Origin of the sequence: Gelidibacter algens (assembly GCF_001678675.1) — a bacterium.
Taxonomy (GTDB): Bacteria; Bacteroidota; Bacteroidia; order Flavobacteriales; family Flavobacteriaceae; genus Gelidibacter; species Gelidibacter algens.
Genome location: NZ_LZRN01000003.1, coordinates 176666 through 201937 on the forward strand (window position 1 = coordinate 176666; position 25272 = coordinate 201937).

26 protein-coding genes and 1 other RNA gene are annotated in these 25272 nt (G+C 36.5%); 14 read left to right on the forward strand and 13 right to left on the reverse strand.

What is annotated here, in order from left to right; translation table 11 throughout:
- Positions 1-2 precede the first annotated feature (2 nt).
- The 5 genes from A9996_RS02450 to rlmD all read right to left on the reverse strand — a co-directional run bounded on the left by A9996_RS02450 (position 3) and on the right by rlmD (position 4887).
- Entirely contained in the window at positions 3-1496 is a 1494-nt protein-coding gene (locus tag A9996_RS02450) for a carboxypeptidase-like regulatory domain-containing protein (protein ID WP_066430465.1), read from the reverse strand.
- Positions 1497-1555: 59 nt separating this feature from the next.
- Positions 1556-2080: a hypothetical protein gene (locus A9996_RS02455; RefSeq protein WP_066430469.1), complete on the reverse strand. Its 525-nt coding sequence runs from the start codon at positions 2078-2080 to the stop codon at positions 1556-1558.
- 76 nt (positions 2081-2156) lie between these two features.
- Complete coding sequence (locus tag A9996_RS02460) at positions 2157-2900, reverse strand: DUF6048 family protein (protein ID WP_245905256.1); 744 nt, start codon at positions 2898-2900, stop codon at positions 2157-2159.
- On the reverse strand, positions 2872-3408 hold the full coding sequence (locus tag A9996_RS02465) for a DUF6452 family protein (protein ID WP_146608912.1): 537 nt from the start codon (positions 3406-3408) through the stop codon (positions 2872-2874). Before A9996_RS02465 ends, A9996_RS02460 begins: the two co-directional genes overlap by 29 nt.
- A gap of 69 nt (positions 3409-3477) precedes the next feature.
- Positions 3478-4887, reverse strand: a complete 1410-nt coding sequence (gene rlmD / locus A9996_RS02470; protein ID WP_066430474.1) for a 23S rRNA (uracil(1939)-C(5))-methyltransferase RlmD — start codon at positions 4885-4887, stop codon at positions 3478-3480.
- A 318-nt stretch (positions 4888-5205) separates the two neighbouring features.
- Between rlmD and rocD the strand changes: the two genes are divergently transcribed.
- Together rocD and A9996_RS02480 are read left to right on the forward strand one after the other, a co-directional pair.
- Complete coding sequence (gene rocD / locus A9996_RS02475; protein ID WP_066430477.1) at positions 5206-6492, forward strand: ornithine--oxo-acid transaminase; 1287 nt, start codon at positions 5206-5208, stop codon at positions 6490-6492.
- Positions 6492-6941 (forward strand): DUF5362 family protein, encoded by a 450-nt coding sequence (locus A9996_RS02480; protein WP_083993819.1) that lies wholly within the window; start codon positions 6492-6494, stop codon positions 6939-6941. Before rocD ends, A9996_RS02480 begins: the two co-directional genes overlap by 1 nt.
- 69 nt (positions 6942-7010) lie before the next feature.
- Here A9996_RS02480 and A9996_RS02485 read toward each other — a convergent pair whose 3' ends face one another.
- Together A9996_RS02485 and A9996_RS19490 are read right to left on the reverse strand one after the other, a co-directional pair.
- The gene (locus A9996_RS02485; protein ID WP_066430478.1) at positions 7011-7358 is read right to left on the reverse strand and encodes a CCC motif membrane protein; all 348 of its coding nucleotides are present in this window, start codon (positions 7356-7358) and stop codon (positions 7011-7013) included.
- 10 nt (positions 7359-7368) lie between these two features.
- Positions 7369-7668, reverse strand: a complete 300-nt coding sequence (locus A9996_RS19490; RefSeq protein WP_245905257.1) for a DUF2752 domain-containing protein — start codon at positions 7666-7668, stop codon at positions 7369-7371.
- Between the two features lie 124 nt (positions 7669-7792).
- Here A9996_RS19490 and A9996_RS02495 point away from each other — a divergent pair, with 124 nt between their 5' ends.
- Positions 7793-7996, forward strand: a complete 204-nt coding sequence (locus tag A9996_RS02495) for a hypothetical protein (RefSeq protein ID WP_211272624.1) — start codon at positions 7793-7795, stop codon at positions 7994-7996.
- Positions 7993-8553, forward strand: a complete 561-nt coding sequence (locus A9996_RS02500; RefSeq protein ID WP_066430480.1) for a DNA mismatch repair protein MutS — start codon at positions 7993-7995, stop codon at positions 8551-8553. The genes A9996_RS02495 and A9996_RS02500 overlap by 4 nt, the downstream gene beginning before the upstream one ends.
- A gap of 70 nt (positions 8554-8623) precedes the next feature.
- On the opposite strand, the gene A9996_RS02505 is transcribed toward A9996_RS02500, so the two are convergent.
- Positions 8624-9535, reverse strand: a complete 912-nt coding sequence (locus tag A9996_RS02505; RefSeq protein ID WP_146608913.1) for a hypothetical protein — start codon at positions 9533-9535, stop codon at positions 8624-8626.
- A 244-nt stretch (positions 9536-9779) separates the two neighbouring features.
- Here A9996_RS02505 and A9996_RS02510 point away from each other — a divergent pair, with 244 nt between their 5' ends.
- Positions 9780-10919, forward strand: coding sequence for a cysteine desulfurase family protein (locus A9996_RS02510; RefSeq protein ID WP_066430482.1), 1140 nt, complete (start codon positions 9780-9782; stop codon positions 10917-10919).
- A 61-nt stretch (positions 10920-10980) separates the two neighbouring features.
- Here the strand turns inward: A9996_RS02510 and A9996_RS02515 are convergent, their stop codons facing one another.
- Both A9996_RS02515 and A9996_RS02520 read right to left on the reverse strand, forming a co-directional pair.
- Complete coding sequence (locus tag A9996_RS02515) at positions 10981-13425, reverse strand: TonB-dependent receptor (protein ID WP_066430483.1); 2445 nt, start codon at positions 13423-13425, stop codon at positions 10981-10983.
- A gap of 29 nt (positions 13426-13454) precedes the next feature.
- Positions 13455-15140, reverse strand: a complete 1686-nt coding sequence (locus A9996_RS02520; RefSeq protein WP_066430485.1) for a M23 family metallopeptidase — start codon at positions 15138-15140, stop codon at positions 13455-13457.
- Between the two features lie 342 nt (positions 15141-15482).
- Between A9996_RS02520 and A9996_RS02525 the strand changes: the two genes are divergently transcribed.
- From A9996_RS02525 to rny, 4 genes are all read left to right on the forward strand, one after another.
- Positions 15483-15773 (forward strand): hypothetical protein, encoded by a 291-nt coding sequence (locus tag A9996_RS02525; protein WP_066430491.1) that lies wholly within the window; start codon positions 15483-15485, stop codon positions 15771-15773.
- A 17-nt stretch (positions 15774-15790) separates the two neighbouring features.
- Positions 15791-16084, forward strand: a complete 294-nt coding sequence (locus A9996_RS02530; protein ID WP_066430493.1) for a cell division protein ZapA — start codon at positions 15791-15793, stop codon at positions 16082-16084.
- 52 nt (positions 16085-16136) lie between these two features.
- A non-coding RNA gene (ssrS, locus tag A9996_RS02535) (6S RNA) lies at positions 16137-16244 on the forward strand.
- A 135-nt stretch (positions 16245-16379) separates the two neighbouring features.
- Positions 16380-17957, forward strand: coding sequence for a ribonuclease Y (gene rny / locus A9996_RS02540; RefSeq protein ID WP_066430496.1), 1578 nt, complete (start codon positions 16380-16382; stop codon positions 17955-17957).
- A gap of 20 nt (positions 17958-17977) precedes the next feature.
- On the opposite strand, the gene A9996_RS02545 is transcribed toward rny, so the two are convergent.
- The 3 genes from A9996_RS02545 to xerA all read right to left on the reverse strand — a co-directional run bounded on the left by A9996_RS02545 (position 17978) and on the right by xerA (position 21642).
- Complete coding sequence (locus tag A9996_RS02545) at positions 17978-19087, reverse strand: sensor histidine kinase (protein WP_169817233.1); 1110 nt, start codon at positions 19085-19087, stop codon at positions 17978-17980.
- 368 nt (positions 19088-19455) lie between these two features.
- Positions 19456-20640, reverse strand: coding sequence for a sensor histidine kinase (locus tag A9996_RS02550; protein ID WP_066430498.1), 1185 nt, complete (start codon positions 20638-20640; stop codon positions 19456-19458).
- Between the two features lie 90 nt (positions 20641-20730).
- Positions 20731-21642: a site-specific tyrosine recombinase/integron integrase gene (gene xerA, locus A9996_RS02555; RefSeq protein ID WP_066430499.1), complete on the reverse strand. Its 912-nt coding sequence runs from the start codon at positions 21640-21642 to the stop codon at positions 20731-20733.
- A 273-nt stretch (positions 21643-21915) separates the two neighbouring features.
- On the opposite strand from xerA, the gene A9996_RS02560 reads away from it, so the two are divergent.
- The 5 genes from A9996_RS02560 to aroQ all read left to right on the forward strand — a co-directional run bounded on the left by A9996_RS02560 (position 21916) and on the right by aroQ (position 25244).
- Complete coding sequence (locus A9996_RS02560; RefSeq protein WP_066430500.1) at positions 21916-22551, forward strand: porin family protein; 636 nt, start codon at positions 21916-21918, stop codon at positions 22549-22551.
- Between the two features lie 191 nt (positions 22552-22742).
- Positions 22743-23237: an outer membrane beta-barrel protein gene (locus A9996_RS02565; protein WP_066430502.1), complete on the forward strand. Its 495-nt coding sequence runs from the start codon at positions 22743-22745 to the stop codon at positions 23235-23237.
- 174 nt (positions 23238-23411) lie between these two features.
- Positions 23412-24053 carry a porin family protein gene (locus tag A9996_RS02570; RefSeq protein WP_066430504.1) on the forward strand — a complete coding sequence of 214 codons (642 nt, stop codon included), beginning with the start codon at positions 23412-23414 and terminating at the stop codon, positions 24051-24053.
- A gap of 157 nt (positions 24054-24210) precedes the next feature.
- Positions 24211-24735 carry a hypothetical protein gene (locus tag A9996_RS02575; RefSeq protein WP_066430505.1) on the forward strand — a complete coding sequence of 175 codons (525 nt, stop codon included), beginning with the start codon at positions 24211-24213 and terminating at the stop codon, positions 24733-24735.
- An 80-nt stretch (positions 24736-24815) separates the two neighbouring features.
- Positions 24816-25244, forward strand: a complete 429-nt coding sequence (gene aroQ / locus A9996_RS02580; RefSeq protein ID WP_066430507.1) for a type II 3-dehydroquinate dehydratase — start codon at positions 24816-24818, stop codon at positions 25242-25244.
- Positions 25245-25272 lie beyond the last annotated feature (28 nt).

Genomic DNA, 25272 nt, shown 5'->3' on the forward strand with positions numbered 1-25272 from the left:
AATCAGTCCTCTACTTTAAACTTTTTCAATTCTTCCAAGGGTTCCATAATGGTGTAATCCTTCCAAAATAAAGGGTCGTACTGTTTCAATTGGATGAACTCTACTTTATTTGCTTCTTTGATTTGGTTGAAAGTGGCATCGTCAAATGGTTTAAAATCAAGACTCATCAGTTCTTGTTTTTGAACGATAGTCCCTTCAATGGTAACATCAAAAGCCACTTTATTATTATTGATTTGGCTATTTTCGATGAATTTGAAAGGTCTGTGCGCATAGACATATTGACCAGATTCATGATTGATGTAATATGGGTAATATATGTTGCTCTCAATGTTTTTCTTGTAAATGACAGTTCCTTTGTTAGCTTTTTCAACATATTTGACTCCTAATAGAAGTTTTAAATTCAGTTTCTCACCAATTTTTCCTTCGGCATAACTATAATCCAATTTTAAAATGGCATAATCTTCATCATTCACATAGATAGTGCCTTTAAATTTTGCTCGGTTTTTTCTTGGCTCAAAATTGATAATATATACCAATTTGTCATTGATATTGGCAATGTTTGTAAGTTGATAGTCATAGCTGGCATGATCCAAAATAAAATCTAAAGCGGATTGATGTTCAAAGAGATGTTCCTCAATAGTGTTAATGTTGTCTGATTTGAGACTATTTAAACTGTAGTCGTCAGATTCCTCTTTAATTTCCTTACTTTTTTTGAGCGATAGATCATCTTCAATCTTAAACCACCCTGTTTTTACTGTGTATGTTTTGCTGGTATCTAAATGCTGAAGTACAATGTTGCTGACCCTCGATTGAATGGTTTCAAGAGTTAAATTGTTTTTACGATCTTTTAATTTGGTCGCTTTCTTAACTTCCATTTTACTCTTGGAATCTGGTTTTAGATATACGTCAGAAAGCACATCTGTAAACATTTGGTTAGGAGGATTGGTGACAATCTGATTGGTCAAATCCTTAAACTGCTTATTTGATGCTTCTAATTGTTTCTTGTTGAAACCAGACGATTTCTCAATATCTACTTCAAGATTATTCGCTTTAAAGTAGGTTGTTTGCCTTGTGAAAAGGGTGTATTTAACATCTGAAAAATGATAGTTTGTATATAAGTTTTTATTGACCCTCGCCATAATACTATCCACCCTTGGCAGTTGGTTGGTTATGTAAACGGTATTCAATTGATTTACAGCTTCCTTGAGCTTAATAAGATAGCTTTGATTTTGTAAGTTTTTTACGGTTAAGCGCTGTGTTTCGTAACCCATGAAAGATATGGTTAAGGAGGAATCAGGATTCAATTTTTCAGAGGATATATTGAAAAAACCTTCCATATTTGAAACCACCCCATTGTTTTTATCAAACTGAACAGTAGCAAACGCTATGGGTTCCTTGGTGTTGGCATCAATGATTTGTCCTTTGATGTGTTGTGAAAACGCAGGAATAGCGCACAGTAAAAGTAATATCCAAACAGAACACAATTGAAGCTTCATAAGTTATAGGTGACGGTTAAAGGAGGAAGACGAATAAGGTGACGCTTTGTAACTTTAAATTAATAGTTTTCTGTAAGCGTCTTTGTACGATATTCCACATGATAAGCATTACACATCAAGATTTCCCTTATAGATATCTTACCCATAAACGGATGTGGCAGTAATAGCGTGTCTAAATTTTCGTCCGTTATTTTTCTGGCTTTATACTGCAATTTTTTGCTTTCTACTTGAAGCCGAGTCAAGATATAGGTTTTATCTTCTAGTGTTGAAGTTTTCATTTTTCGAGAGCCCTTAAAAGTATTCCCTTCGGCATCTTTCAGATGTTCAAGATAGAGCCTAACGATCGTGTCATAATCGCGCGCCTTCCGATTGGTTTTTCCAAACCTGTAGCGCAATAAAAATTTAGGCATGCTTAACGCATTGTTTAACGGAATGATGCTTTGCAATAAATATAATGCTTGCTGACCTGTAGTCCATTCGCCGTTAGGGCCTTGTGTCCATTTTTCATGGTCTTGGCCTTCTAACCAATTAATAAGTGTATGATATTTTTCCTCCAATAAATCGGCAATCTCATCTTTATGCATACGGCGGTATTAGTAGGTAAAAGTTACGCATATTTCTTTTAAAAACGAATGCAAAATTTGAAGTATTTGCGAGGTTTTATTCCTCTACGGGAATTTTTTTATTTTTCTTAAAGATAGGAATCAAATACGATACGTTGTAGCCAAATCCGAAGCCAAACCTTCCACTATCAAAAGTTCTATTAAACCCGGGCACGAATAGGTTTTCAAAATTCTCAGGTTGATCTTCTGCGACCATACCTTTTAATTGGACATTGATACCTACAAAGAGATTGGTCACCAATTCAGCCTTAATACCAACAACAAATTCCACCCAAATGGCTGATAGGCCTTTGTACTCCTGTAAATCTGACGATGTAAATGGTTCATAGTATTGGTCAGTCGTATATACGGTATAACTGTTCAAATTTTGACTAAACGTGCTGACGCCAACCCTTAATCCGGTATAGATCAGGTTTTCCATGTCCAACCAGTTTTTATAAAGGTTGTAATCTATTCCCGCTTTAAAGTAGTTCCCTTTTGCAGTAACATCTAAGTAATTGTTTCTGATGGTATTCTCCTCGGTGCCCAATTCGCCTGCCAAATATAATTTTTGGGTGAGTCTATAGTCGCCACTAATTTCAAAACCCGTATAATCATCATCAATAAATGAACGGGTTAATTTACCTACATCACCTCCCAAGCGAAGTCCATATTTTTGCTTTACAACGATGGTGTCATTGACGGGTGCTTCTTGATCTGCAATGTCTTCCTGTGCAAATGATGTTAATGGCAACACCATCAAAATAATCAGACTAATGATAAATATTGATATGCGCTGCATTTTCATTGTTTATGGTGGTGTTAATAACTTCAACATCAATAATCCAGTTGTTAGGGTCAGAATCTCGACTGGCAATGACATCATTAAAAATACTTTTGTAGCCACAGGCGCGCGACACGTAAATGAGTTCAGGCGTGTAAGTTACTTCAAGAATATCCGTATTGCTAACGGTATTTGGATCACTATCAGTTTCGAAATCGATGTCCCTTTTTATTTCAAACCTTGTTGTGTTTAAATTGTCTAGGACATCTATTCTCAATGGCAATACGATGGAATCTAAAGTTTTATCGTCTACAATGAATTTGGAAGTGTTCTCCTCTTTAACAACCATCCGTCTTACAGTTTTAGTTTCTGACCTGTCGTCAATGTCATAAAAACGAACAATCAAATGTGGCGTTGTAGGGGTTGCGGAAGCGCAAATATCATCACGTTCACAACTCAACAAACATGTCAAAACGAACAATGACAATAGCAATGTAATAGGCTGAAAGACTTTTTTATGTTTCAAGTTTCTTAGGTTCTTGTTTAGAATGGTTACAGATGATTGGTATTGTTATTTCATCAATCGTTGATCACTTTATCGTTTTTCCAAAAGTACAACATTTTCCACATGATGGGTTTGTGGAAACATATCAACGGGCTGCACTTTCGTGATTTTGTACATGCCATCCATCATTTCTAAATCTCTAGCCTGCGTCGCGCTATTGCAACTTACATACACCACTTTTGACGGTGCAATACTTAATATTTGTTGCACCACATCTTTATGCATGCCATCTCTTGGCGGATCAGTAATAATCACATCGGGATGTCCGTGCTGGTTGATAAAATCAGCATTGAACACATTTTTCATATCGCCCACATAAAATTCAACGTTGTCAATCATGTTTAATTTTGCGTTCTCTTTGGCAGCGGTAATGGCATCAGCAACAGCTTCTACACCCACTACTTTTTTGGCATTTTTAGCTACGAACTGTGCGATGGTTCCTGTGCCTGTATATAAATCATAAACTAGCTCATCACCTTTTAAATCGGCAAATTCTCGTGTAATTTTATACAGTTCATACGCTTGCTCAGAGTTTGTTTGGTAAAATGATTTGGCATTGATTTTAAATTTTAAACCTTCCATTTCTTCAAAAATATGGTCTTCGCCTTTATAACAAATAACCTCTTGATCATAAATGGTATCATTCGCTTTCCCATTGATCACATATTGCAAAGAGGTAATTTCCGGGAATTTATCGCCTATATAATCCAACAGTAATTCACGGTTGGCCTTATCTTCTTTGAAAAACTGAAAAAGCACCATGATATCTCCAGTGGAAGAGGTGCGAAGCATCAACGTGCGCAAGAATCCCGTTTGATTGCGTGTATTGAAAAATTCAAGTCCGTTTTTAACTGCAAACTCTTTCACTGAGTTTCTAATGGCATTGGACGGATCAGCTTGCAGCCAGCATTTTTCGATATCCAAAATTTTGTCCCACATTCCAGGGATATGCAAACCGAGCGCATTTTTATCGCCCAAATCTTCATCAGAACGTATTTCATCAAAGGTCAACCAGCGACTATCACTGAATGAAAACTCCATTTTGTTTCTGTAAAAATAATCCTTGGCCGACCCTAAAATAGGGGTCACAGGAGGGAGTTCCAGATGGCCAATACGCTTCAAATTTTGCTCCACTTCCTTTTGCTTGTAAAACAATTGGTATTCATAAGCCATATCTTGCCATTTGCAACCGCCGCAAACGCCAAAATATTGGCACATTGGTTCTGTACGTTTATCAGAGTATTCGTGGAATTTTATGGCATTCCCTTCGTAGTAGGATTTACGCTTCTTAAAAGTTTCTACATCAACAACATCGCCCGGAACCACATTTTGCATAAAAATAACAGCACCGTCTGGTGCTTTTGCTACTGATTTTCCTTTGGCTCCAGCATCAACCACAACAACATTCTCAAAGATTTGTTTTTTATTTCTTCTTCCCATATCGCAAAAATAGTGAAACCAATTGCGAATTACGAATTACAAATTGCGATTTTATTAAGGCTCATATAAAAAATAGTTCTGCGGGGAAGGCGTAAAATCATCGCGAAAAATTTTTTGGAGGTTTAATTATTTCCTAATTTGCAGGCCCTAAGGGATGATTTCTCTCCCACGCTGCTTTTTCGAGCTTTATCGAAAGAATAAAGGTACAGTAGGAATGGTTATTTTACTCGCTTAGCGAGATATAATTATTAATGTTTGCTTCTATAATACGTTGTCAAACCATGTCTTTTTAGACATAAAACCTTAAATTCTTATAAAATGGCTGTTTTAAACCAATTAACTTCGCAACAAGCGATCGATTTAGAAAACAAGTATGGTGCACACAATTACCATCCACTACCAGTAGTATTGAGTAAAGGAGAAGGTGTGTATGTATGGGATGTTGAAGGAAGAAAATATTATGATTTTCTTTCAGCCTATTCCGCTGTCAACCAAGGTCATTGTCATCCAAAAATCGTCAATGCCATGACCAAACAAGCACAGACCTTAACCTTAACCTCACGTGCGTTCCACAATGATATGTTGGGGAAATTTGAGGCCTATGCTGCAAAATATTTTGGGTTTGACAAAATATTACCAATGAATACAGGTGCGGAAGCTGTTGAGACGGCCCTCAAAATTTGTAGAAAATGGGCTTATGAAGTCAAAGGGATCCCAAACCATAAAGCAGAAATAATTGTTTGTGAAAATAATTTTCATGGACGTACTACAACCATCATTTCATTTTCCAATGATCCTGTGGCACGCAAACATTTTGGACCTTTCACAGACGGTTTTATAAAAATTGAATATGATAATTTGGAAGCATTGGAAGCAACGCTAAAAAGCACTCCAAATGTTGCAGGATTTTTGGTGGAACCTATTCAAGGTGAAGCTGGTGTTTATGTGCCTAGTGAAGATTATTTGTCAAAAGCCAAAGCCTTGTGTGAACAGTACAACGTCTTGTTTATAGCAGATGAAGTACAAACAGGCATTGCACGGACAGGTCGTTTATTGGCGACTTGTGGCGACTGTAGCTGTCCCGAAAAAAATTGTTCTGGCACCCCAGACGTGAAACCAGATATCTTAATTTTAGGAAAAGCCCTAAGTGGTGGCGCGTATCCTGTAAGTGCAGTTTTGGCGAATGATCCTATAATGAATGTGATACAACCAGGAAATCACGGTAGCACGTTTGGCGGAAACCCTATAGCTGCGGCCGTAGCAATGGCTGCTTTGGACGTTGTTCAAGAAGAAAAATTAGCTGAAAATGCTGATGTATTGGGACGACTCTTTAGAAGCGAATTGGATACATTTATCCAAACCAGCAAGATCACTAAATTGGTGAGAGGAAAAGGTTTGCTCAACGCCATTGTGATCAATGATAGCGAAGACAGCGATACGGCTTGGAATATTTGTTTGGCACTGCGTGATAACGGACTTTTAGCCAAACCAACCCACGGCAATATCATCCGTTTTGCGCCACCATTAGTGATCAATGAAGAACAACTTTTGGACTGTGTCCATATTATTATAAAAACATTGAAACAGTTTGAGCCTAATTCATAATGATGGAAGAAAAATCTGCATTTGATACTTTTGAACTGAATCTCCCGCCAGCAATTTTAGGATTTTTAAAGGAAACTTCCACATGGACCTATTTTCTGTCCATTCTAGGATTTATTGGCATCGGACTTATGTTTCTTTTCGGAATATTTTTTAGTGTTGTTATGGGGATGATGCCTGGAGGCAATCCGTATGAGGACTTGGGAATGGACATGTCCTATTTTGGAATTGTTTATGTTGTTTTTGGCCTGGTATACTTTTTCCCTGTGCTTTATCTCTTTAATTTTTCACGAAAAATGAAAGGTGCTTTAAACTCCAATAATAATGATGAGCTTACGGCAGCATTTTCAAATTTGAAGTCACATTACAAATTCTTGGGGATTTTCACCATGGCCATCATTAGTTTATATGTGTTGATTTTTGTGTTTGCAATCATTGCTGGAATGATGTAGTAAAAGTAGGAAAGTTTATAAAATGAAAAAAGCGGCCGTAGAGCCGCTTTTTCATTATTAAATAGGAAATTATTTGTTTCTGCCTTCCTCCATACCTTGGTTAAAGCTTCTCATAAATTCTTCTTGAGCTTCTTGCATGCCGTCATAGCCGATAGTTGTAAACATCCAAATGACATAGATTAAGAAAATTGCATTTAAAACGATTCCAATTATAGCAAGAATTTTTCCAGTTTTTACATTTTGAAATCCTTTATAGATCTCAGGGTTCTCTGCATAAACTGCGGTTGCTTTGTTAGCCATTACTAAGGCGACGATACCTAAAGGTAAACCGATGATACCATAACAGCAGCAGGTCACTATTGATATGATCCCGAAGACTAAAATGAGTGTTGAATTTGGTAATTGTTGTTGTTCCATGTAATTGGTTTTAGTTGGTTATTTTAATTAGAAAACTGATGACGATGATGGCAACATTAAGGCTTATCAATCCCATTTTGAGTCCATAATCGTACTTGAATTTTTTAAAGAGGTTAAATATAAGAAAAAGTGCCAATAAAAAAAGAGTGTATATAGCGGGATACATTTTAAATGCCAGAACGAATTCGCCTTTGAATAATAAGATTGTAGCACGTTGAATACCACAGCCCAAACACTCCACGCCAAACAATTGTTTGTTCAAACACGGCAGCATAAAATCTTCAAGCTTGATAAGGCCAATCAAAGTCATGCACAAATGTATAAAAAGAAAGGAATTAATGCCATGATTTTTTTGAGACTAGATTTGCCAAAAACCAAAGCTCATTTGCTCCAAAATGTGTAATTTCGTTGTTTACTATTTAAATCATCATTCTATGGATACATCACGGTTTATAAGTCTTTTATTAATAATCATTGGCGGATTGGTAGCCATTTACGCCAAAGCAGGAATGGATCAAAATCAATACGTACTCATTGGAGGTATTGTAATTTTGATGATAGGGGTGTATCGTATTTCAAAAAACATACCAAGCAAAAATGATTCAGGAGCGCCTTCTGATAATGACGAGAAACTATGAAATTAAAAATAGGAGATAAGGTGACTGTTTTGGATGAAGCCATTTCTGGTAAGGTTTCAAAAATTGATGGTATGACCGTTTTTATTGATACTGACGACGGATTTCTTCTGGATTTCAATGAGAATGAATTGCTGAAATTGGATGACAAGGACACGTTGAAAGCCGAGGTTTTTTCTGAGCATTCATTTCGTGAGGTTATTTCAGAAAAGGAACAGACTGGCAAGCGGAAATCTGTAAAGGTCAAACCAAAAGACCGTAACCAACCAACAATGGAAGTAGATTTGCACATCCACAATTTGACAGAGAACCAACGTCATTTATCCAATTATGATATGTTGACCCTGCAATTGGATACCGCACAACGTCAGTTGGAGTTTGCGATCAGCAAACGCATCCAAAAGATCGTTTTTATTCACGGCGTAGGAGAAGGTGTGCTCAAAATGGAATTGGAAACACTATTTGGACGCTATGAAAACCTCAAATTTTATGCTGCCGATTTTCAGAAATATGGGTTAGGGGCGATGGAAGTTTATATATTTCAAAATGTGCAACCTTGAGTTCTATTGATCGTTACCACTGAAATTTTAAGACAACACTTCAGTAATAAAAACAACTACCATCAAGTTTCTATTCCTCTTGAATGGTAGTCGTGCTTTTGTAGGTTCCAAAATCTACCTCAGTCAAACTAATCACATTTAAATTGACATTTGAAATAACAAATTTCACGGTAATGATACGGTTATAACTGTTTTTATTAAATGATTGATAGTCATAAGTATCTTTAGCGTCGGCATTTAAATATCTAGAAACTGTTGGTGTTGACGTGTTTTCGTCACGATCATCTTTTGGGTTTCCATTCGAATTTTCATCTTCTAGTCGCGTCAATACGCCATCGCCATCGTCGTCGTCGTCCAAATAATCTGGGGTGCCATCTCCGTCAGTATCTTGCGCTTTTGATAGGCCATCAGCTTCAGTATAGTTAGGTTTTTCATCAATAGTCAATACATTGTCATTATCGTCATCGGCATCAAGATAATCCGGAATGCCATCACCGTCAAAATCTGTTGGGTCAGTAGCAGGATTATTATCACCATCTAAATTTTTATCCTCTATTTCAGATGGAATGCCGTCAGCATCATCATCAACAAAGGTAGTTATTGTAGTAACTGTACCAGAAGTTGCGGCATAATCATTTATAATAGTGGTGTTGGGGTCTGGTAAAAGATTACAAATCAAATTTTCAGGATCGCCGTTATACGTTCTGTAATTGAAATTGGTGCCACTACCATTAATTTCAAATGTGCTCGTGAAATTATTTGCCACTGGATTGAAAATAAGAGCAGTGGTAGGATTTTTATCAAAAATCAAGCTCAAAGATTCAGACGGATTTGTTTTTGTCTCAAATAGAAAATAAACCTCGGGATCTAAATTGCACAATGTAAGGTTTTTGTCAAAAGCCAATTCCACTTCAAGAATATCACCATCACTACAAGAAGTGACCAATACACATAAAACTAAGAGGTAAAGTAATTTTTGCATTTCCATCAATTTAGCAACAAAAATAAGTCATTCTGTAATTTATAAGGTGGCATCTTTCAAATAATTTTATTTGGAGTACTTTTGTGTTTTGGAAGCTCTTTTTTAGTTGAAAGGTTATTGAGTTATTGGTGTGTTTGAACAAAATAACGTTTAGCTTAGGATTCAAGACTTATAAAAATCACCAGATCTATTCAATAGAGGTAATCTTTCATCCCAACGAATCATTCCACATTAATAAAGCACTATGAAACAGGTTTATTTTGATAATGCAGCAACAACACCAATGAGGGACGCTGTTATTGAGCGAATGGCAGACGTGATGCGTTTACAGTATGGCAATGCCTCTTCTACCCATGGTGTCGGGCGGTCAGCAAAATCATTGATGGAAACCTCCAGAAAAACCATTGCGTCATTTTTAAATGTCCATGCTTCTGAAATTGTCTTTACGGCAGGAGGGACTGAAGCTGATAATTTAGTGTTACGAAGCGCTGTTAGAGATTTGGGTGTCACTGAAATCATTACCAGCAAATTGGAGCATCACGCTGTTTTATACACCGTTGAGCATCTCCAAAAGCAATATCCTATTACCGTTACCTATGTAAAAGTGCTTGAAAATGGAGCAGTTGATATAAATGATCTTGAGCGTTTATTACAATCGTCAAACAAGAAATTAGTCAGTTTGATGCACATCAATAATGAAATTGGCAACAAACTTGATATCCAAAAAGTGGCGACACTTTGTAAAGCAAATAAAGCCTTATTCCATAGTGATACGGTGCAGTCTGTAGGCCATTATGATTTAGATTTGCAAGCTATTCCCATCGATTTTTTAGCAGCCAGTGCCCATAAATTCCATGGTCCAAAAGGTGTTGGATTTGCTTTTATCAGAAAAGGTTCTGGCATCAAAGCGTCTATTTTTGGAGGTGAGCAGGAGCGTGGGTATCGCGCCGGTACAGAAGCCATCCACAATATTGTAGGAATGGAAGAGGCTCTCAAATTAAGTTATGCCAATCTTGAAACAGAGCGTTCTCACATTTTAGAACTAAAAACCTATTTCATTGTGCAATTAAAAGCGTTGTCTCCAGGGATGTCGTTTAATGGCGGCTGTGAAAATTCAGAAGAAAGCACGTATACTTTGATTAACGTCTGTTTGCCAATTGCCGTAGAAAAAGGAGGGATGCTTCACTTTCAGCTCGATTTAAAGGGCATTGCATGTTCTAAAGGTTCTGCCTGCCAAAGTGGAAGTAATCAAAATTCGCATGTCCTTTCTGAAATTTTAAGTGCAGATAATTTATTAAAACCTTCTGTTCGGTTTTCGTTTTCGAGTTTTAATAGCAAAGCTGAAGTGGATTATGTGATTGAAGTGCTAAGGGAATTTATATGAAGCTAAACACTATCCAGAATATAATTCAAAACTCGGCGCCTTTACGAGCAAGAAAAAAATCCTAAAACTTCATAGACAACCGCACGTTAAACACACGCGGACTCAAATAATTGGGAATTGCATATTGGCGTTTGCTATATACATCTCTCACCCACGTATTTGTAATGGAGTTTTGAACATCAAACATATTAAAGACTTCCACACCAATGGTCAGTTCCTTAAACGCACTTTTCCAGTTGGCATTATACGTTTTTTCGCTATCTATAATCACATAAGAAAAACCAACATCGGCACGTTTATAATCCCGTAATCTGTTTTGGTATTCATAAGGATCAGCATAACTTGGAGAGCCACCAGGAACACCCGTATTATAAACCAAATTGAGATACACCTTTAATTCTGGAATATTGGGCACATAATCTTGGAACAAGACGGCAAATTTTAAACGTTGATCGGTTGGCCTGGCAATATAGCCACGGCCTTCAATATTCTCTTCAGTCTTCAAATACCCAAAGCTAAACCACGATTCCGTACCCGGAACAAATTCGCCGTTCAATCTTAAATCTAAACCATAGGCATAAGCCTTTGCATTATTGTTGGCACGATACCTTATTCTTACGTTTTCCAGAGTATACGGATTTACATCGGTCATGTGCTTAAAATAGGCTTCAGACACCAATTTGAACGGTCTGTCCCACATTTTAAAGCTGTAGTCATTGCCCAATACAAGATGTATTGATTTTTGGGCTTTTACATCTGGTCTTACGATACCTGAAGAATCTCTAAGTTCTCTATAAAAAGGAGGCTGGTAATACAACCCACCAGCAATCCTGAACAACATGTCTTTGTCCCAATCAGGTTTGATGGCAAATTGTGCCCGCGGACTAAAAACAGTTTGTGTGTTACTTTTAATACCGTCGCCATTTACCGTCCAGTTGTGTGCTCTTATCCCAATGTTGTAAAATACCTCATTAGTACCCAATTCTGAACGTTTGCTCCCTTGCGCATACCCCTGAAAGCGATCGATTTGTACATAATTGGTGGCGCGTACATTTTGAAAAGCAACCAAAGGGCCTTGATAGGGTTGATAAGGCTGGTTATTAAAGACATCTGATTTTGGCGGATTTATAGAAAATCCGGCAGAATCAATTACTTCCCATTCTACCAAACGGTCTCGAATATCTTCATGTGTATATTTTATGGACCATTCAAAGGTGTTGTCGTCCATTTCATAATCGCCTTTGTGTTCAATAGTGGTGATCAAAGCGTCCAAATCATTTCTAGCGTGAGTTAGCTGAGAGCCGATGCCTTCACTAAACTCAACTTCGCCTAAGTTTTCATCGCCAATATTACTATTCACTTCGCCCAAACGGTATTGGGCCAAAATATCAAAATATTCTTCTTCTGTAGTGTGATACGTGGAGGCAATAAGTTTTAACGTTAGGTCTTCACTCGCAAAATAATTTGCTTTAAAAGCACCAAAATAGGTGTTGTAAGCATCCTTTTCCTGACCTTCATAATAGACCAATAAGGCCAAAGGGTTGGCTAACGTTCCGAAATTGGTCTGTCTGTTTTGTGGCTGAAAACTATACTTATTGCTCGATATGTTTCCTAAAAAGTTAACTTGGAATTTATCGGTAAATGTATAGGTAAGATAGGTTTGAACATCTGCAAATACAGGTTTTACAATGCCTTCAGTTTCCAAAGAATTAAGCACCAAACTATTGTCTCTATAGCGCAGTCCAATAATACCTGATAACTTGGAATCTTTTGATACCGCTTCCGCAGAAATGCTGCCACCCAATAACGACACATCGGCTGTGATACCAAATTTTATAGGATTTCTGTACGTAATATCCAATACTGAGGATAACTTATCGCCATATTTGGCTTGAAAGCCACCAGCAGAAAAATCAACGTTTTGAACCAAATCTGTATTTACAAAACTCAAGCCTTCCTGTTGTCCCGAGCGAACTAAAAATGGTCTATAAACTTCAATCTCATTGACATATACCAAATTCTCATCAAAGTTGCCACCCCGTACTGAATACTGTGTGCTCAACTCATTAGAAATATTGACTCCAGGTAAGGTTTTTAAAATATTTTCAATTCCGGGCTGTGCGCCTTTTATAGTGCGAAGAATTTCAGGAGCAATAGTGGTCACTCCTTCTACAAATTGCCGCTGATTGCTATTGATAATTACTGTTGCAATTTGCTCAATATTTAAATTCATCACAGGATTGAATTCTATGTCCTGTCCATTTTTGAGATTAAATTTAACAACGATTCGTTTATACAAAATATGGGTGAACTCCACAACAACATCCCTTTCGATTGGAATCTTAAGTTCATAAAACCCATTGTCATTAGTAGTAGTTCCTAAATCTCCTGATGAGATATTGACGTTTGATACAGGCACATTTAGGTCATCCAAAATAATACCTCTTATGGTTGCGGTTTGTGACCACCCTATAACTGGTAGCATTAAAAGCGCAAAACGAAGCATGTAAAAATGTAGTTTCAAAGAGTGTTTTTTTATTTTCTAAAGAAGGTTGCTTCAAATGTAAAACTATTTCCTACATTATCAGTGACGATGAGTTTCAATTCGTTTTTGGTATCGGTCACCACATTATCGTTAAAATCAAAGGTGAGTGTATTGGTTTTATATTCGTATTCCATCAAAATAAATTTGCCATTAACGGTGGCTCGGTAATTACTGATACCAGAAAGGTTATCTGTAATTTTAAATTTAAGAAAGCGGTAGTTGCTCAACCATTTCCCATCTTGAAAATTAGAAGCTGAAATTTTAGGACCTTGGGTGTCCATAACCAATGCATATGTTCCCAAAGCATTTGAAGATGCCGTTAAGATATTGTCCTTTCTTTTTGTGTTAAGATAACTTGGGTAGTTCCGGTAACCAATCAATTCAGCAATATAGAGTTTGTCTCTTTCAGTGTCTTTATAATTACTGATGTCATAACTTATGGTAACATTTTTTTGAAGAGGAACAATGTCTTTATGCAAGTAGAGCGTATCATTACTCACCCTAAAATTGATAAAAGTATCTTCATAAAAGCTGTTGGCAGGAAAGTAAACCGTTACATTTTTTTCGTTCAAATTGGTAGGTTGCTCTGAGAAAATATAAGTTTTGTCCTTGGTATCAATTTCCGTCGGGGTACTTGACATCTTTTTGCCATTAATGGAGATATTGACCCAAGATTCATTACCGTGAAAATCCTTAATCCTGATTTTGTAAACGGAAGAGGTACTATCTTCTACAATCACATAACCATCATTATCAAGATCCTTATAGAGACTGAGCACATTTCCTTGTTCAACGAACAACTTTTGAATGCGACTTTTTTTGGTTTTGAGAAGTTCATAGTCGATGAACCGATTGATGTGCTTACTTTCATCAAAAGAAAACCGGTTGAAATCCATCTCAAGCTTTTTTTGACCATTAAAAAAGGTTTCTATCCCGTTAATGCCGTTTTGGTTGACTGCCAAATCTTGGGAATCATAACTTATAACCCCAAAACCAATGGTTCCGATAGCACTGATACCCTCTACATTATAATCTTTATTTTTGGTAGGAATGAGGCGCAATTCAACTCTACCGGTTTTACCATTTACAAATGAATCATCGCCTTTTGTATAGGCGTAGACTCCAGTTACAAAAGGTGCCTTTTTGTCCTGTACTGCCAATCCAAACAATAGCGGATTGATGGTGCGTTCCTGTTGATCCCTGATTTCAAAATGTAAATGTGGTCCTCCAGAACTCCCGGTGTTTCCTGAATATGCAATGATCTCATCTGCATTTACTTTCAACTCATCAACTGCAGGAAATAGTTCAACCTCATAGGATTCATTTTTGTATTGATTCGCTTTTATATAGGCTTCAATGGTAGGCGCATAACTGGATAAATGCCCATACACGCTGGTGTAGCCGTTGGGATGGGTGATGTAGATAACTTTTCCGTAACCATAATGCGACACTTTGATGCGGCTTACATAACCTTCAGCAACCGTGTATACATTGAGGCCTTCTCTTTGCTGGGTTTTGATGTCTAATCCTGCATGGAAGTGATTGGTTCTTAACTCTGCAAAAGTTCCTGAAGGGATGATGGGAATGTCCAGCGGACTTCTAAAATAGTCCTTTGGATAGTCTACCTGAGAAAAGGCAAAAGTGGTCAAGAGAAGAGGGATAAAGAGAAATTTCATAGCTACATTTGAAAGGCTAAAAATATTAAAAAAGTTAGTAGTGCCTAAAGTTATGAGACTTTAAAGTTATTTGTTGTCAAGGGCTTTTTGAGGTACTAAAGAGCAGAGAATCTATATAGGGATTAGTTCTCAATTTAAAGAACAGGACTGCTTCAAGCATAGCGGACACTTTTGAAATGCCCACAAAGATTACCAATCATAAAAAGTGTAACACTTAGTTAACTTTAACCGTGCTAATTGCTTTAGGCTTATAACTTTAAAAAATTTTAAAATTTATGACAAAACAATTGCGATTTTTAATAAGGTATGTTAACTTTGTTTCATCAGTATTGAAATTTGTAAATGAGTAAAGTTGAAGATATTGTTGATTCTTTAGAAAATAAAATCAGCAGAGTTTTACATAAACAAGAGGTTTTAAAACAAACCAATGCGAAGCTTTCTGAAGAATTGGCCAGTTATCAGCAAAAAATTATTCAACAGCAAGAAGCATTAAGCTCTTGGGTTGAAAAATATGAAGCCCTTAAAATTGCAAATTCAATGTTGGGCAGTGATGAAAATAAAAGAGAGACAAAGCTCAAAATAAATACATTAATAAAAGACATAGATCATTGTATAGCGCAATTATCTGAATAATGTAAGCATAGTATTTAATGTCAGAACAGCAAAAAATTAAGCTATCCATTGCAAACAGAGTGTATCCGTTAACGATTACACCAGGTCAGGAGGAAGGATTGCGAAAAGCCGCTAAGAAAATTGAAACTATGATTGGTCAATTTGAGCAGAATTATTCCGTGAGGGACAAACAAGATGTTTTGGCCATGTGCGCCTTGCAGTTTGCGTCTCAAGTGGAACAGAAAACAATAGATAAAGACAATGTTAGTGAAGATGTCAAAAATAGATTAGCCGCTTTAGACGATCTTCTTCATTCACATTTGAGCTCTTAACGTTCTTTAAAATAAATAGGTTACTGCCTACATTAGTTATTTTTTTTGATAAACTCAACGTTATTTCTTTAAAAAGGGTGAGTTTAAGTTGTAAAATCGAGCTGCCTTTGAGCAGATTTTTGATCAGCTTGTTAGCCCTAAACTTGTTTTTAAGGGGTTTATACAAAATTCGAAGCTGATGTAGGCTTTTTTTTTGGTTAAGTGCCACATCTTTATAGGGGATGGTGGTGCTAAACTATTCCCGCTTTATCGGGACCTTTTTATGATATCAAAATTTTTTTAAACTCAACTAAACATGGAAACGAATACAATTTTATTAATTGTTGGTGGCGTAGTATTAGGCATAGTACTCGGATATATTGTAGCAAAGACACTAGAAAAAAACAATGCTTCAAAACTCATTAAAAATGCACAGGAAGAATCAAATTCCATTTTAAGACAGGCAAATTCTGAAGGTGAGTCCATAAAAAAGGACAAGCTTTTACAAGCAAAGGAAAAATTTATTGAATTAAAGTCTGAACACGAGAAGATTATTCTTTCACGTGATAAAAAAATGGCTGAAGCTGAAAAGAGAACCCGCGATAAGGAATCTCAAACCTCCAATGAATTAGCTAAAAATAAAAAGCTGTCCCAAGAAATAGAAGATAAAATTAAGGATTATGACTTCCGACTTGAATTTTTAGAAAAAAAGAAAGAAGAAGTTGATAAAGCGCACAAAAGCCAAATCAGGCAGCTTGAGGTTATTTCCGCACTGTCTGCCGAAGAAGCTAAATCACAACTTATTGAGTCTCTTAAGCAGGAAGCCAAAGCTGATGCGATGGCGTATGTGCAGGATACCTTAGAAGAAGCTAAACTTACTGCACAACAAGAAGCTAAGAAAATTATTATTAATACCATTCAGCGTATTGGTACCGAAGAGGCTATCGACAATTGTGTGTCGGTATTTAATATAGAATCTGATGATGTTAAAGGACGTATTATAGGTAGAGAAGGCCGAAATATTCGTGCCATTGAAGCTGCAACAGGTGTAGAGATTATTGTGGATGATACCCCAGAAGCAATCATATTGTCATGTTTTGATTCTGTCAGACGTGAAGTAGCGCGTTTATCGCTTCATAAATTGGTGACTGATGGAAGAATCCATCCAGCTAAAATTGAAGAGGTCGTTGAAAAAACGCAAAAGCAGATTGAGCAAGAGATTATTGAAGTTGGAAAACGTACGGTAATCGATTTGGGAATTCACGGACTGCATCCTGAACTCATCAAATTGGTGGGACGGATGAAATACCGTTCTTCTTACGGTCAAAACTTGTTACAGCATTCACGTGAAGTAGCAAAACTTTGTGGTGTGATGGCTGCGGAACTAGGCTTAAATCCTAAAATCGCAAAACGTGCCGGATTGCTTCATGATATTGGAAAAGTACCAGCATCTGAAGCAGACATGGAAACCCCCCATGCTATTTTAGGCATGCAATGGGCAGAAAAGTATGGTGAAAAACCAGAGGTTTGCAATGCCATTGGCGCCCATCACGATGAAATTGAAATGACTACTCTGTTTGCACCAATCGTTCAGGTGTGTGATGCCATTTCCGGAGCAAGACCGGGCGCACGACGTCAGGTATTGGATTCCTACATACAACGTCTGAAAGACTTAGAGGCTGTGGCCTTTGGGTTTAACGGTGTCAATAAAGCCTATGCTATTCAAGCAGGACGTGAATTGAGAGTGATGGTAGAAAGTGAACGCGTTTCAGATGAGCAAGCCGCTAATTTGTCTTTTGAGATTTCACAGAAAATACAAACAGATATGACCTATCCAGGTCAGGTAAAAGTTACAGTTATACGAGAAACTAGAGCTGTGAATATTGCAAAATAATAATACAGTATAAATTATTTTTAAAAGCCTGGCAATGTGTTAGGCTTTTTTGTTTTTGCTATAATGGTAAAAGTCGTCCCAACATTTACCTCGCTATCAACTGCAATAGTACCGCCAAAGCTCTCAATTTGATTCTTTATCAGATATAAACCGACGCCTTCAGCATCATCATTATGATGGAACGTTTTGTACAACCCAAAAATATCTTTGCCATATTTGTCAAGATCTATACCAATGCCATTGTCAGTAATCATAAGTTTAACCTCATTTTTGTCTTTAGTGCAATCAATTGAAATCACAGGGTCTCTATCGGGATGTTTGTACTTTATGGCATTTGATAATAAGTTCTGGATAATGCTTTCAAAATAGGAACTATTGAAATAAAGAAATATTTTCTTATTGATATTATTGTGAATGGTAGCGTTATTTTCTGTAATAACAAGATCAAGAAGCTCCAGGATATGATCAATTTGTTTGGCGATATAGATCCTTTTAGTTTCATTGGATTTGCTATTCTGCACATTAACAATGTCATGCAAATTTTTGATTGTTTTTGACAAAGAAGTCGACAGCGTTTTCAAATGAGTCATTATTTCTTCTTTCTCCGCAGGGGAGTTTGATTCTTCGTAAAACTCCAATAAGCTCTCAAAATTTCCTGTGTGTTGCTTTAGATTGTGAGTGACAATGTGGGCAAAGTTTTTCAGTTTGTTATTATGTTCTGTCGCAATCAGCAAAGAATTGTTGATGGTATCTTGATTTTGCTTTTGGCTCGTGATGTCCATATGCGTTCCAATAAGACGCTTAGGTTGGTTGTGTTCATCCCATTCCACAATTTGACCTCTATCGCGTATCCATTTATAAGAACCATCCTCACATCTCACACGGTGCTCATTTTCATACATCTCGGTAAGTCCCTTTAAATGGTCCTGGAAATTCTTAAAATAAAGCGCACGGTCTTCAGGGTGGACACGATCATTCCAGGCATAAGGATCAGATCCAAAAGAAGGATCTGACACACCTATAATCTTTTTTGAACCCTCAGAAAAATAAACACGCTCCAGTACGGCATCATATTCCCACATGCCTATACCAGAATATTCTAGTGCCAATTGCCATTTTAGGTCATCCACGAACGGAGTTTTTAAATTTAATTTTGATAATCCTGATCTGTGTGAGGTCATAGCTTTTTCTTGAAAAATGTGAAACAAAAGTCACTTGGTAATTTCTGGGGGAAATCAATTACCGTTTTAAAATGCTATTAAAATCAATATCAGAGGGATAGTACGTAAGTTATGAATTTTTTTGTAAACTTATAATTTTATTATAAGCTTGCTGTTCAGTAAGGAAGTACTCAATCGTTGAGGATTAAGTTAATCTAGAAGAGTAGTAGAAGAGATCTATATTAAATCCCTTCCAGAACCAAAGGAATGAAGACAGAGAACCATCTTAAAATTTGAAGCTTTAAGTGGTTTAAAAAAAGATTGGTCGGCAGTTTAGTTTATTCTGTTTGACTGGCTATTTTAGATTTGATAGCAGGAGCCAGTCTTTTTTTATCGCCAATGGTTATGATGAATTTAGAACCTTCATCAACGGTACTCTCCACTGTAATTTGACCTCCTAAAGCTTCAATCTGGTTTTTGGTGATATAGAGTCCAATGCCCTCAGCATTGGTATTGCCGTGAAAGGTATTGTAAAGTCCAAAAATAGCATGTCCGTGTTTTTCAAGGTCAATGCCCACCCCGTTGTCTTCAAGCGTAATTCTAATACCTTTTTGAGATGCCTTTGCATCAATGGTAATGACGGGCTGTCTCTTTGGATGTGAATATTTTAAGGCATTTGAGGCCAAATTTAAAATAATACTTTCTAAATACGTTTCATTGCTATGCAATGTTAGCTCATCACTGACATTATTTTTAATAATGACATTCTTTTCTATAATCTCCAACTTTAGCAACTCAATGGCCTTATTGACATAGTCGTTAAATCTCAATGGTTTGATCTCAAGTTTGGTGTGTGTTTGCTTGGAAACTATCTGTCTCAAATTCCCAATAGTTTTGGTCAGGGAATCAGATACTGTGACCAAGTGTTCAATTATTTCCTCTTTACCTTCTAGGGTAGTAGCCTCTTTGTAAAAACCTAACAAACTTTCAATATTACCTGCGTGTTCCTTTAAATTGTGGGTGACAATATGCGCAAAGTTGGTCAGTTTTTTATTCTGATTGCTAATGATACTCAAATCTTGTTTTAAACGCTCTTCATCTTCTTTTCTTTGGGTGATATCAATAGTGGTACCGATAAAAGTTTTGGGAACATTGTTCTCATCATAAGCCACAATTTTTCCGAAGTCTAAAATCCATTTGTAGGAGCCATCTTTAAGTAAAATGCGATGCTCACTTTTGTAATCTTGGGTGACGTTTTGAATGTGATCATTTACAGCTTGTTGAAGTGCTTCAAGATCTTCGGGGTGGATGGCTTCACTCCAATGCGTTGTAAGTAGATCCAACTGTGAAGCTTCATAACCGTGGATTATTTTGGATTCTTCAGAATAATGCATCGTATTGTTCAGCATATCCCATTCCCACAGGCCAATATGGGAATTGTCTAGGGCATATTTATATTTGTAAATATTTAAGTCTTCATGACTTTCAATAAAAGCGGGCGGTGTGCTCGTAGGTAACTTCATCCATTTAGGGGTGTTTGGATAAAAAATTTTAGTTAGGGCTTAAATATACTATAATATTCGATAAAAGGATAATAAAATCGATAAAGCGTGTTATTTTCTTGGATGGAATTTTAAAAGGACTTCCTTTAAATGGCTTCGGTCCACATGCATATAAATTTCTGTAGTGGTAATGCTTTCATGGCCTAGCATGAGTTGTATCGCCCTTAAATCGGCACCGTTTTCCAATAAATGTGTCGCAAAAGAATGTCTAAAGGTGTGAGGAGATATGGTTTTATTAAGGTCAATTTTTTCTGCAAGTCTTTTTATCATGGTAAAAATCATTGCTCTGGAAAGCTGTTTGCCTCTATTATTTAAAAAAAGAGTGTCCTTGTATTCCTTTTGAACATTTATTTTTGAACGGACTTCATCTTTATAAATGTTAATATATTTTTGTGTCGAAGTCCCTATAGGAACAAAACGCTGTTTGTCACCTTTTCCAGTAACCTTAATGAACCCTTCCTCAAAGAAAAGATCTGAAATTTTGAGATTGGTCAACTCACTCACACGCATGCCGCAACTGTAAAGCGTTTCCAGTATGGTTCTGTCGCGTTCTCCAATCCGCACCCCATTATACTCCTTGGTCAGCTCTATAGCTTCTATTAAGTTGTTGATGTCCTTAATGCTCAGGGTGTCTGGAAGCTTACGGCCAATTTTTGGCGATTCTATATGGTCTAACGGATTTATTAGTCTGTAATCTTCAAAAACGAGATAGCCAAAAAAGCTCCGCAGTCCTGAGATAATCCGGGCCTGAGATCTGGCATTGAGCGTCTTTGAAACCTCATAGATAAATTGTTGAAGTGTGGTATGCTCAATGACGATTGGGGAAACAGAAATAGAATTCTTTTCTAAAAAGCCTATAAGCTTTTGAATGTCAAAAGTGTAGTTGGCAATAGAATTGGGAGACAAACCGCGTTCGATTTTTAAATACAGCTGAAAATCGTTAAGGGCGTCGTTCCATTTCATGAAAAGTAATTATAAATTTTGATAAAAATAGCGCTTTAACTTAAGTATGAAAATCGTTTTCAACTTTAAAAAAGCGATGATTGTCATAAGTCAATCCATAAATGGTCAAAAATCCCAATTTAACAAGGAAATCAATTTGATAATATTCTCGAAATCAAAGTCATAGTTTTAAATGTTAAAAAAAATGTTAATTTGCCTAAAGAAAAACCTTGTTTATTGAGATAAAATCATTTTTTTGTTGAAAACCAAATCAATTTTAAATTAAATAAATTTATGAAAAAATTACTTTTAACTGCTGCTATTGCAGCATTCGGATTCTCAAACATCAATGCTCAAAATATTAGTTTTGGAGCTAAAGCTGGTGTCAATTTGGCCAATTTGACTGGTGATATTGAAAACAATGACATGCTTGTCGGTTTTCATGTTGGAGGTGTGGCTGAATATATGTTTGATGAGAAAATGGGGCTTCAAGCAGAAGTTTTGTATTCATCCCAAGGCACAAAATTATCTTATAGCGAAACCGACTCTTTTGGCACATATGAAGAAGAGGGCAAAATCAAATTAAGTTATATTAACATTCCGGTATTATTTAAATATTATGTTACAAATGGTTTAAGTCTTGAAGCAGGACCGCAAGTAGGAATTCTAGTATCATCTGAAGCAGAATACAGCTATAAAGAGACATCTGAGGGAGTTACTGTAAGCGAATCTGAAACAGTAGATTTAAAAGATGAAACAAATTCTTTAGATTTTGGTTTCAATTTTGGATTAGGTTACAAGATGGACAGCGGTTTAAATTTTGGAGCGCGTTATAATGTTGGACTTGCCAATATTGTTGATTCAGATGATTCGGATGATGAAGATTTAAAAAATGGAGTTATCCAACTTTCAGTAGGATTTATGTTTTAAATAAATGATGTAGTGTTCCAAAACCGAAGCAAAGCGCTTCGGTTTTTTTGTTATATATAATCAAATAAACGGCTGTGAAATTCTACATTCACTGTTTGGTAATAATAACAATATTGCTATTTTAGCTATCTCAAATAAATAAACAGTTAACAAAATGAAGAAAATAATGTTATTAGCTGCAATAGCAGTTTTTGGTAGTAAGTAATGTCAATGCACAATCTCAATTTGGCGTTATGGCTGGGTACACAAACATCACAGCCAAAGTTTCCTTTGAAGGCAATTCCATATCAGGCGATGAATCTGGTTTTTTTATTGGTGGTGTTGCCGACTTTGAAATTTCCGATAAATTTCATATTCAACCAGAGGTTTTATATGCTAGTGCAAATGACGTAAGTTTTTTATATATCCCTGTATTGGCAAAATATATGGTTTCTGAAGAATTCGGAATATTAGTAGGACCGCAAGGTAATTTGAGTTTAGAAGAGGCCGAAGATGGTGTGAACTCATTTGGTATTGATCTTACTTTTGGTGCTAACTATAAAATTACCCAAAACTTTTTCTTAGAAGCGAGATACGGGTTTGAGATTACCAATAGATATAGTAAAAGTGGAGATTTCGATTTAGATGGCGGAGACTTGAAAGGAACTATTAACACACTGCATATTGGTGTTGGATACATGTTCTAATGACGTTGCAATTTAATATAAAAACCGAAGCACAGGCTTCGGTTTTTTTTTGGTTTAAATCGTAAAATTTAAAAAATTGTTAAAAACATACAACTTAAGTTAAACAGTGTTAATCTGAAAAAACGTCAGTACTTACTTACCTACCTTCGAACTTCAATTTAAAAACAAAAACTCATGAAAAATTTATTTTTAGTACCATTAGTTGTTCTCTTTAGCGCCACAACTATTTATGCACAGTCAGATGAAATAACGCCGCAGTTTGGTGTAAAAGGAGGGGTCAATCTTTCTACTGTTGCAGGAGATGACATTGGTGACCAAGACCTTCTAACGAGCTTCCATTTAGGATTGTTTATGGAAATCCCTATTAGTGAGCGTTTCTCCTTCCAACCAGAAGTATTGTACTCAGGTCAGGGTTTTACAGCTGTAACAAGAGATGAAAGTAACTTTTTTAATACTGATGGCAATGTTGATTATAAGTTAAGTTACATCCAAGTACCTTTAATGGCTAAGTTTTATCTAGTTAAAGGTTTGTACGCTGAGGCAGGACCGCAGTTTGGATTTAAGGTCAAAGAAGAAATTGACTTTAATTCTGATTCAGATGGAGGCGATATAGAAATCGATTCGGATGATTCCCAGATTAAAGATTTTGACACCAGCTTAGCCCTTGGTGCTGGCTATAAATTTGATAATGGTTTTTCTTTATCGGCACGTTACACCTACGGGTTAACCACTATTGTTAAAGATGATTCTGCCTTCCTAGGAAATAGCGATATCAAAAATGCAGTTTGGCAATTTGGAGTTGGATTCTCATTCTAACACCTATTTAAATCATTATCAAGAAGATAAAAACCGAGGCAAAATGCCTTGGTTTTATTATTTGTTAAACCACTAAATACAGTAGTTTTTCCTTTGTTATCGATGAAGTTAATACTAGTTTCGTGCTCTCAAATAAATCGAACTTAAACTTTAAAAAATGAAGAAATTAATGTTAATGGCTGCAGTGGCAGTTTTTGGATTGTCAAATATTAACGCTCAAGAGGAGCATAATGATCATGGATCAATCCACGAAGGAAAATGGCTTATTGAAATCAACACGGGTTCTTGGGCTACAGGAAGTACCGCTTTTTCATTGACATCCATTGATGGAGATACCCAATGGTCAGTTGGAGCAGAAGGTGGCTATTTTGTAATTGATAATTTGGCTATTAAAGCTGGATTTGGTTATGGTGACAGTGGCACTATAGATGGTGAAGCTTTTGCCTACAAAGTGGGTGCAAAATATTATATCGCTGATAAGTTCCCTGTTGGTGTTGATTACACTGGCGTAAGTTATTCTGAAGGAGGTGAAGATCCATCTTATGTTGGTGTTGAAGGTGGTTACGCATGGTTTATTACTCCTAAAGTAAGCATTGAGCCTAAAATTCGTTACAATGTATCTATGAATGATGTTTATGAAGATGCTTTTCAAGCGCTTGTAGGGTTTGCAATACATTTATAGTAATTGCTAAAATTCATAATTTTAGAAAAGGAGGCCAGTGGCTTCCTTTTTTTATGCCTAATTTTTAATACTTTTATCTTATGAAAAAATTGATCATCATTAATGGCCCCAATTTAAACTTATTGGGAACCAGAGAACCGGATCTTTACGGAAGTCTCTCTTTACATGAATTTCTGGATGCCATCATAAAGAAATATCCCACCGTTGAAATCGCCCATTTTCAATCGAACATTGAAGGCGAATTGATTTCAAAAATTCAAGAAGTGGGTTTTAGTTATGATGGTATTGTGTTGAACGCTGCAGCATATACACATACGTCAGTAGGCATTGGAGACGCCGTTAAAGCTATCAAAACCCCAGTGGTAGAAGTTCATATTTCGAACACCTTTGCGCGCGAGGAGTTCAGACATCACTCTTTTATTGCGCCACATGCAAAAGGCATTATTGTTGGTTTTGGATTGCAGAGTTATGAATTGGCGATCCAAAGCTTTTTAGAAATCCCATCCTAGCCTTCCCAAAGGGAAGGAACTCACTCAA

Bases quoted from the DNA above. Each gene is read 5' to 3' on its own strand.
- A9996_RS02515 (WP_066430483.1), bottom strand. From the start codon at position 13,425: ATGCTTCGTTTTGCGCTTTTAATGCTACCAGTTATAGGGTGGTCACAA.
- A9996_RS02510 (WP_066430482.1), top strand. From the start codon at position 9,780: ATGAAACAGGTTTATTTTGATAATGCAGCAACAACACCAATGAGGGAC.
- A9996_RS02480 (WP_083993819.1), top strand. From the start codon at position 6,492: ATGATGGAAGAAAAATCTGCATTTGATACTTTTGAACTGAATCTCCCG.
- aroQ (WP_066430507.1), top strand. From the start codon at position 24,816: ATGAAAAAATTGATCATCATTAATGGCCCCAATTTAAACTTATTGGGA.
- A9996_RS02505 (WP_146608913.1), bottom strand. From the start codon at position 9,535: ATGCAAAAATTACTTTACCTCTTAGTTTTATGTGTATTGGTCACTTCT.
- A9996_RS02500 (WP_066430480.1), top strand. From the start codon at position 7,993: ATGAAATTAAAAATAGGAGATAAGGTGACTGTTTTGGATGAAGCCATT.
- A9996_RS19490 (WP_245905257.1), bottom strand. From the start codon at position 7,668: ATGACTTTGATTGGCCTTATCAAGCTTGAAGATTTTATGCTGCCGTGT.
- A9996_RS02520 (WP_066430485.1), bottom strand. From the start codon at position 15,140: ATGAAATTTCTCTTTATCCCTCTTCTCTTGACCACTTTTGCCTTTTCT.
- A9996_RS02450 (WP_066430465.1), bottom strand. From the start codon at position 1,496: ATGAAGCTTCAATTGTGTTCTGTTTGGATATTACTTTTACTGTGCGCT.
- A9996_RS02560 (WP_066430500.1), top strand. From the start codon at position 21,916: ATGAAAAAATTACTTTTAACTGCTGCTATTGCAGCATTCGGATTCTCA.
- A9996_RS02550 (WP_066430498.1), bottom strand. From the start codon at position 20,640: ATGAAGTTACCTACGAGCACACCGCCCGCTTTTATTGAAAGTCATGAA.
- A9996_RS02530 (WP_066430493.1), top strand. From the start codon at position 15,791: ATGTCAGAACAGCAAAAAATTAAGCTATCCATTGCAAACAGAGTGTAT.
- A9996_RS02460 (WP_245905256.1), bottom strand. From the start codon at position 2,900: ATGCAGCGCATATCAATATTTATCATTAGTCTGATTATTTTGATGGTG.
- rocD (WP_066430477.1), top strand. From the start codon at position 5,206: ATGGCTGTTTTAAACCAATTAACTTCGCAACAAGCGATCGATTTAGAA.
- rlmD (WP_066430474.1), bottom strand. From the start codon at position 4,887: ATGGGAAGAAGAAATAAAAAACAAATCTTTGAGAATGTTGTTGTGGTT.
- A9996_RS02485 (WP_066430478.1), bottom strand. From the start codon at position 7,358: ATGGAACAACAACAATTACCAAATTCAACACTCATTTTAGTCTTCGGG.
- A9996_RS02525 (WP_066430491.1), top strand. From the start codon at position 15,483: ATGAGTAAAGTTGAAGATATTGTTGATTCTTTAGAAAATAAAATCAGC.
- xerA (WP_066430499.1), bottom strand. From the start codon at position 21,642: ATGAAATGGAACGACGCCCTTAACGATTTTCAGCTGTATTTAAAAATC.
- A9996_RS02455 (WP_066430469.1), bottom strand. From the start codon at position 2,080: ATGCATAAAGATGAGATTGCCGATTTATTGGAGGAAAAATATCATACA.
- rny (WP_066430496.1), top strand. From the start codon at position 16,380: ATGGAAACGAATACAATTTTATTAATTGTTGGTGGCGTAGTATTAGGC.
- A9996_RS02570 (WP_066430504.1), top strand. From the start codon at position 23,412: ATGAAAAATTTATTTTTAGTACCATTAGTTGTTCTCTTTAGCGCCACA.
- A9996_RS02575 (WP_066430505.1), top strand. From the start codon at position 24,211: ATGAAGAAATTAATGTTAATGGCTGCAGTGGCAGTTTTTGGATTGTCA.
- A9996_RS02495 (WP_211272624.1), top strand. From the start codon at position 7,793: ATGGATACATCACGGTTTATAAGTCTTTTATTAATAATCATTGGCGGA.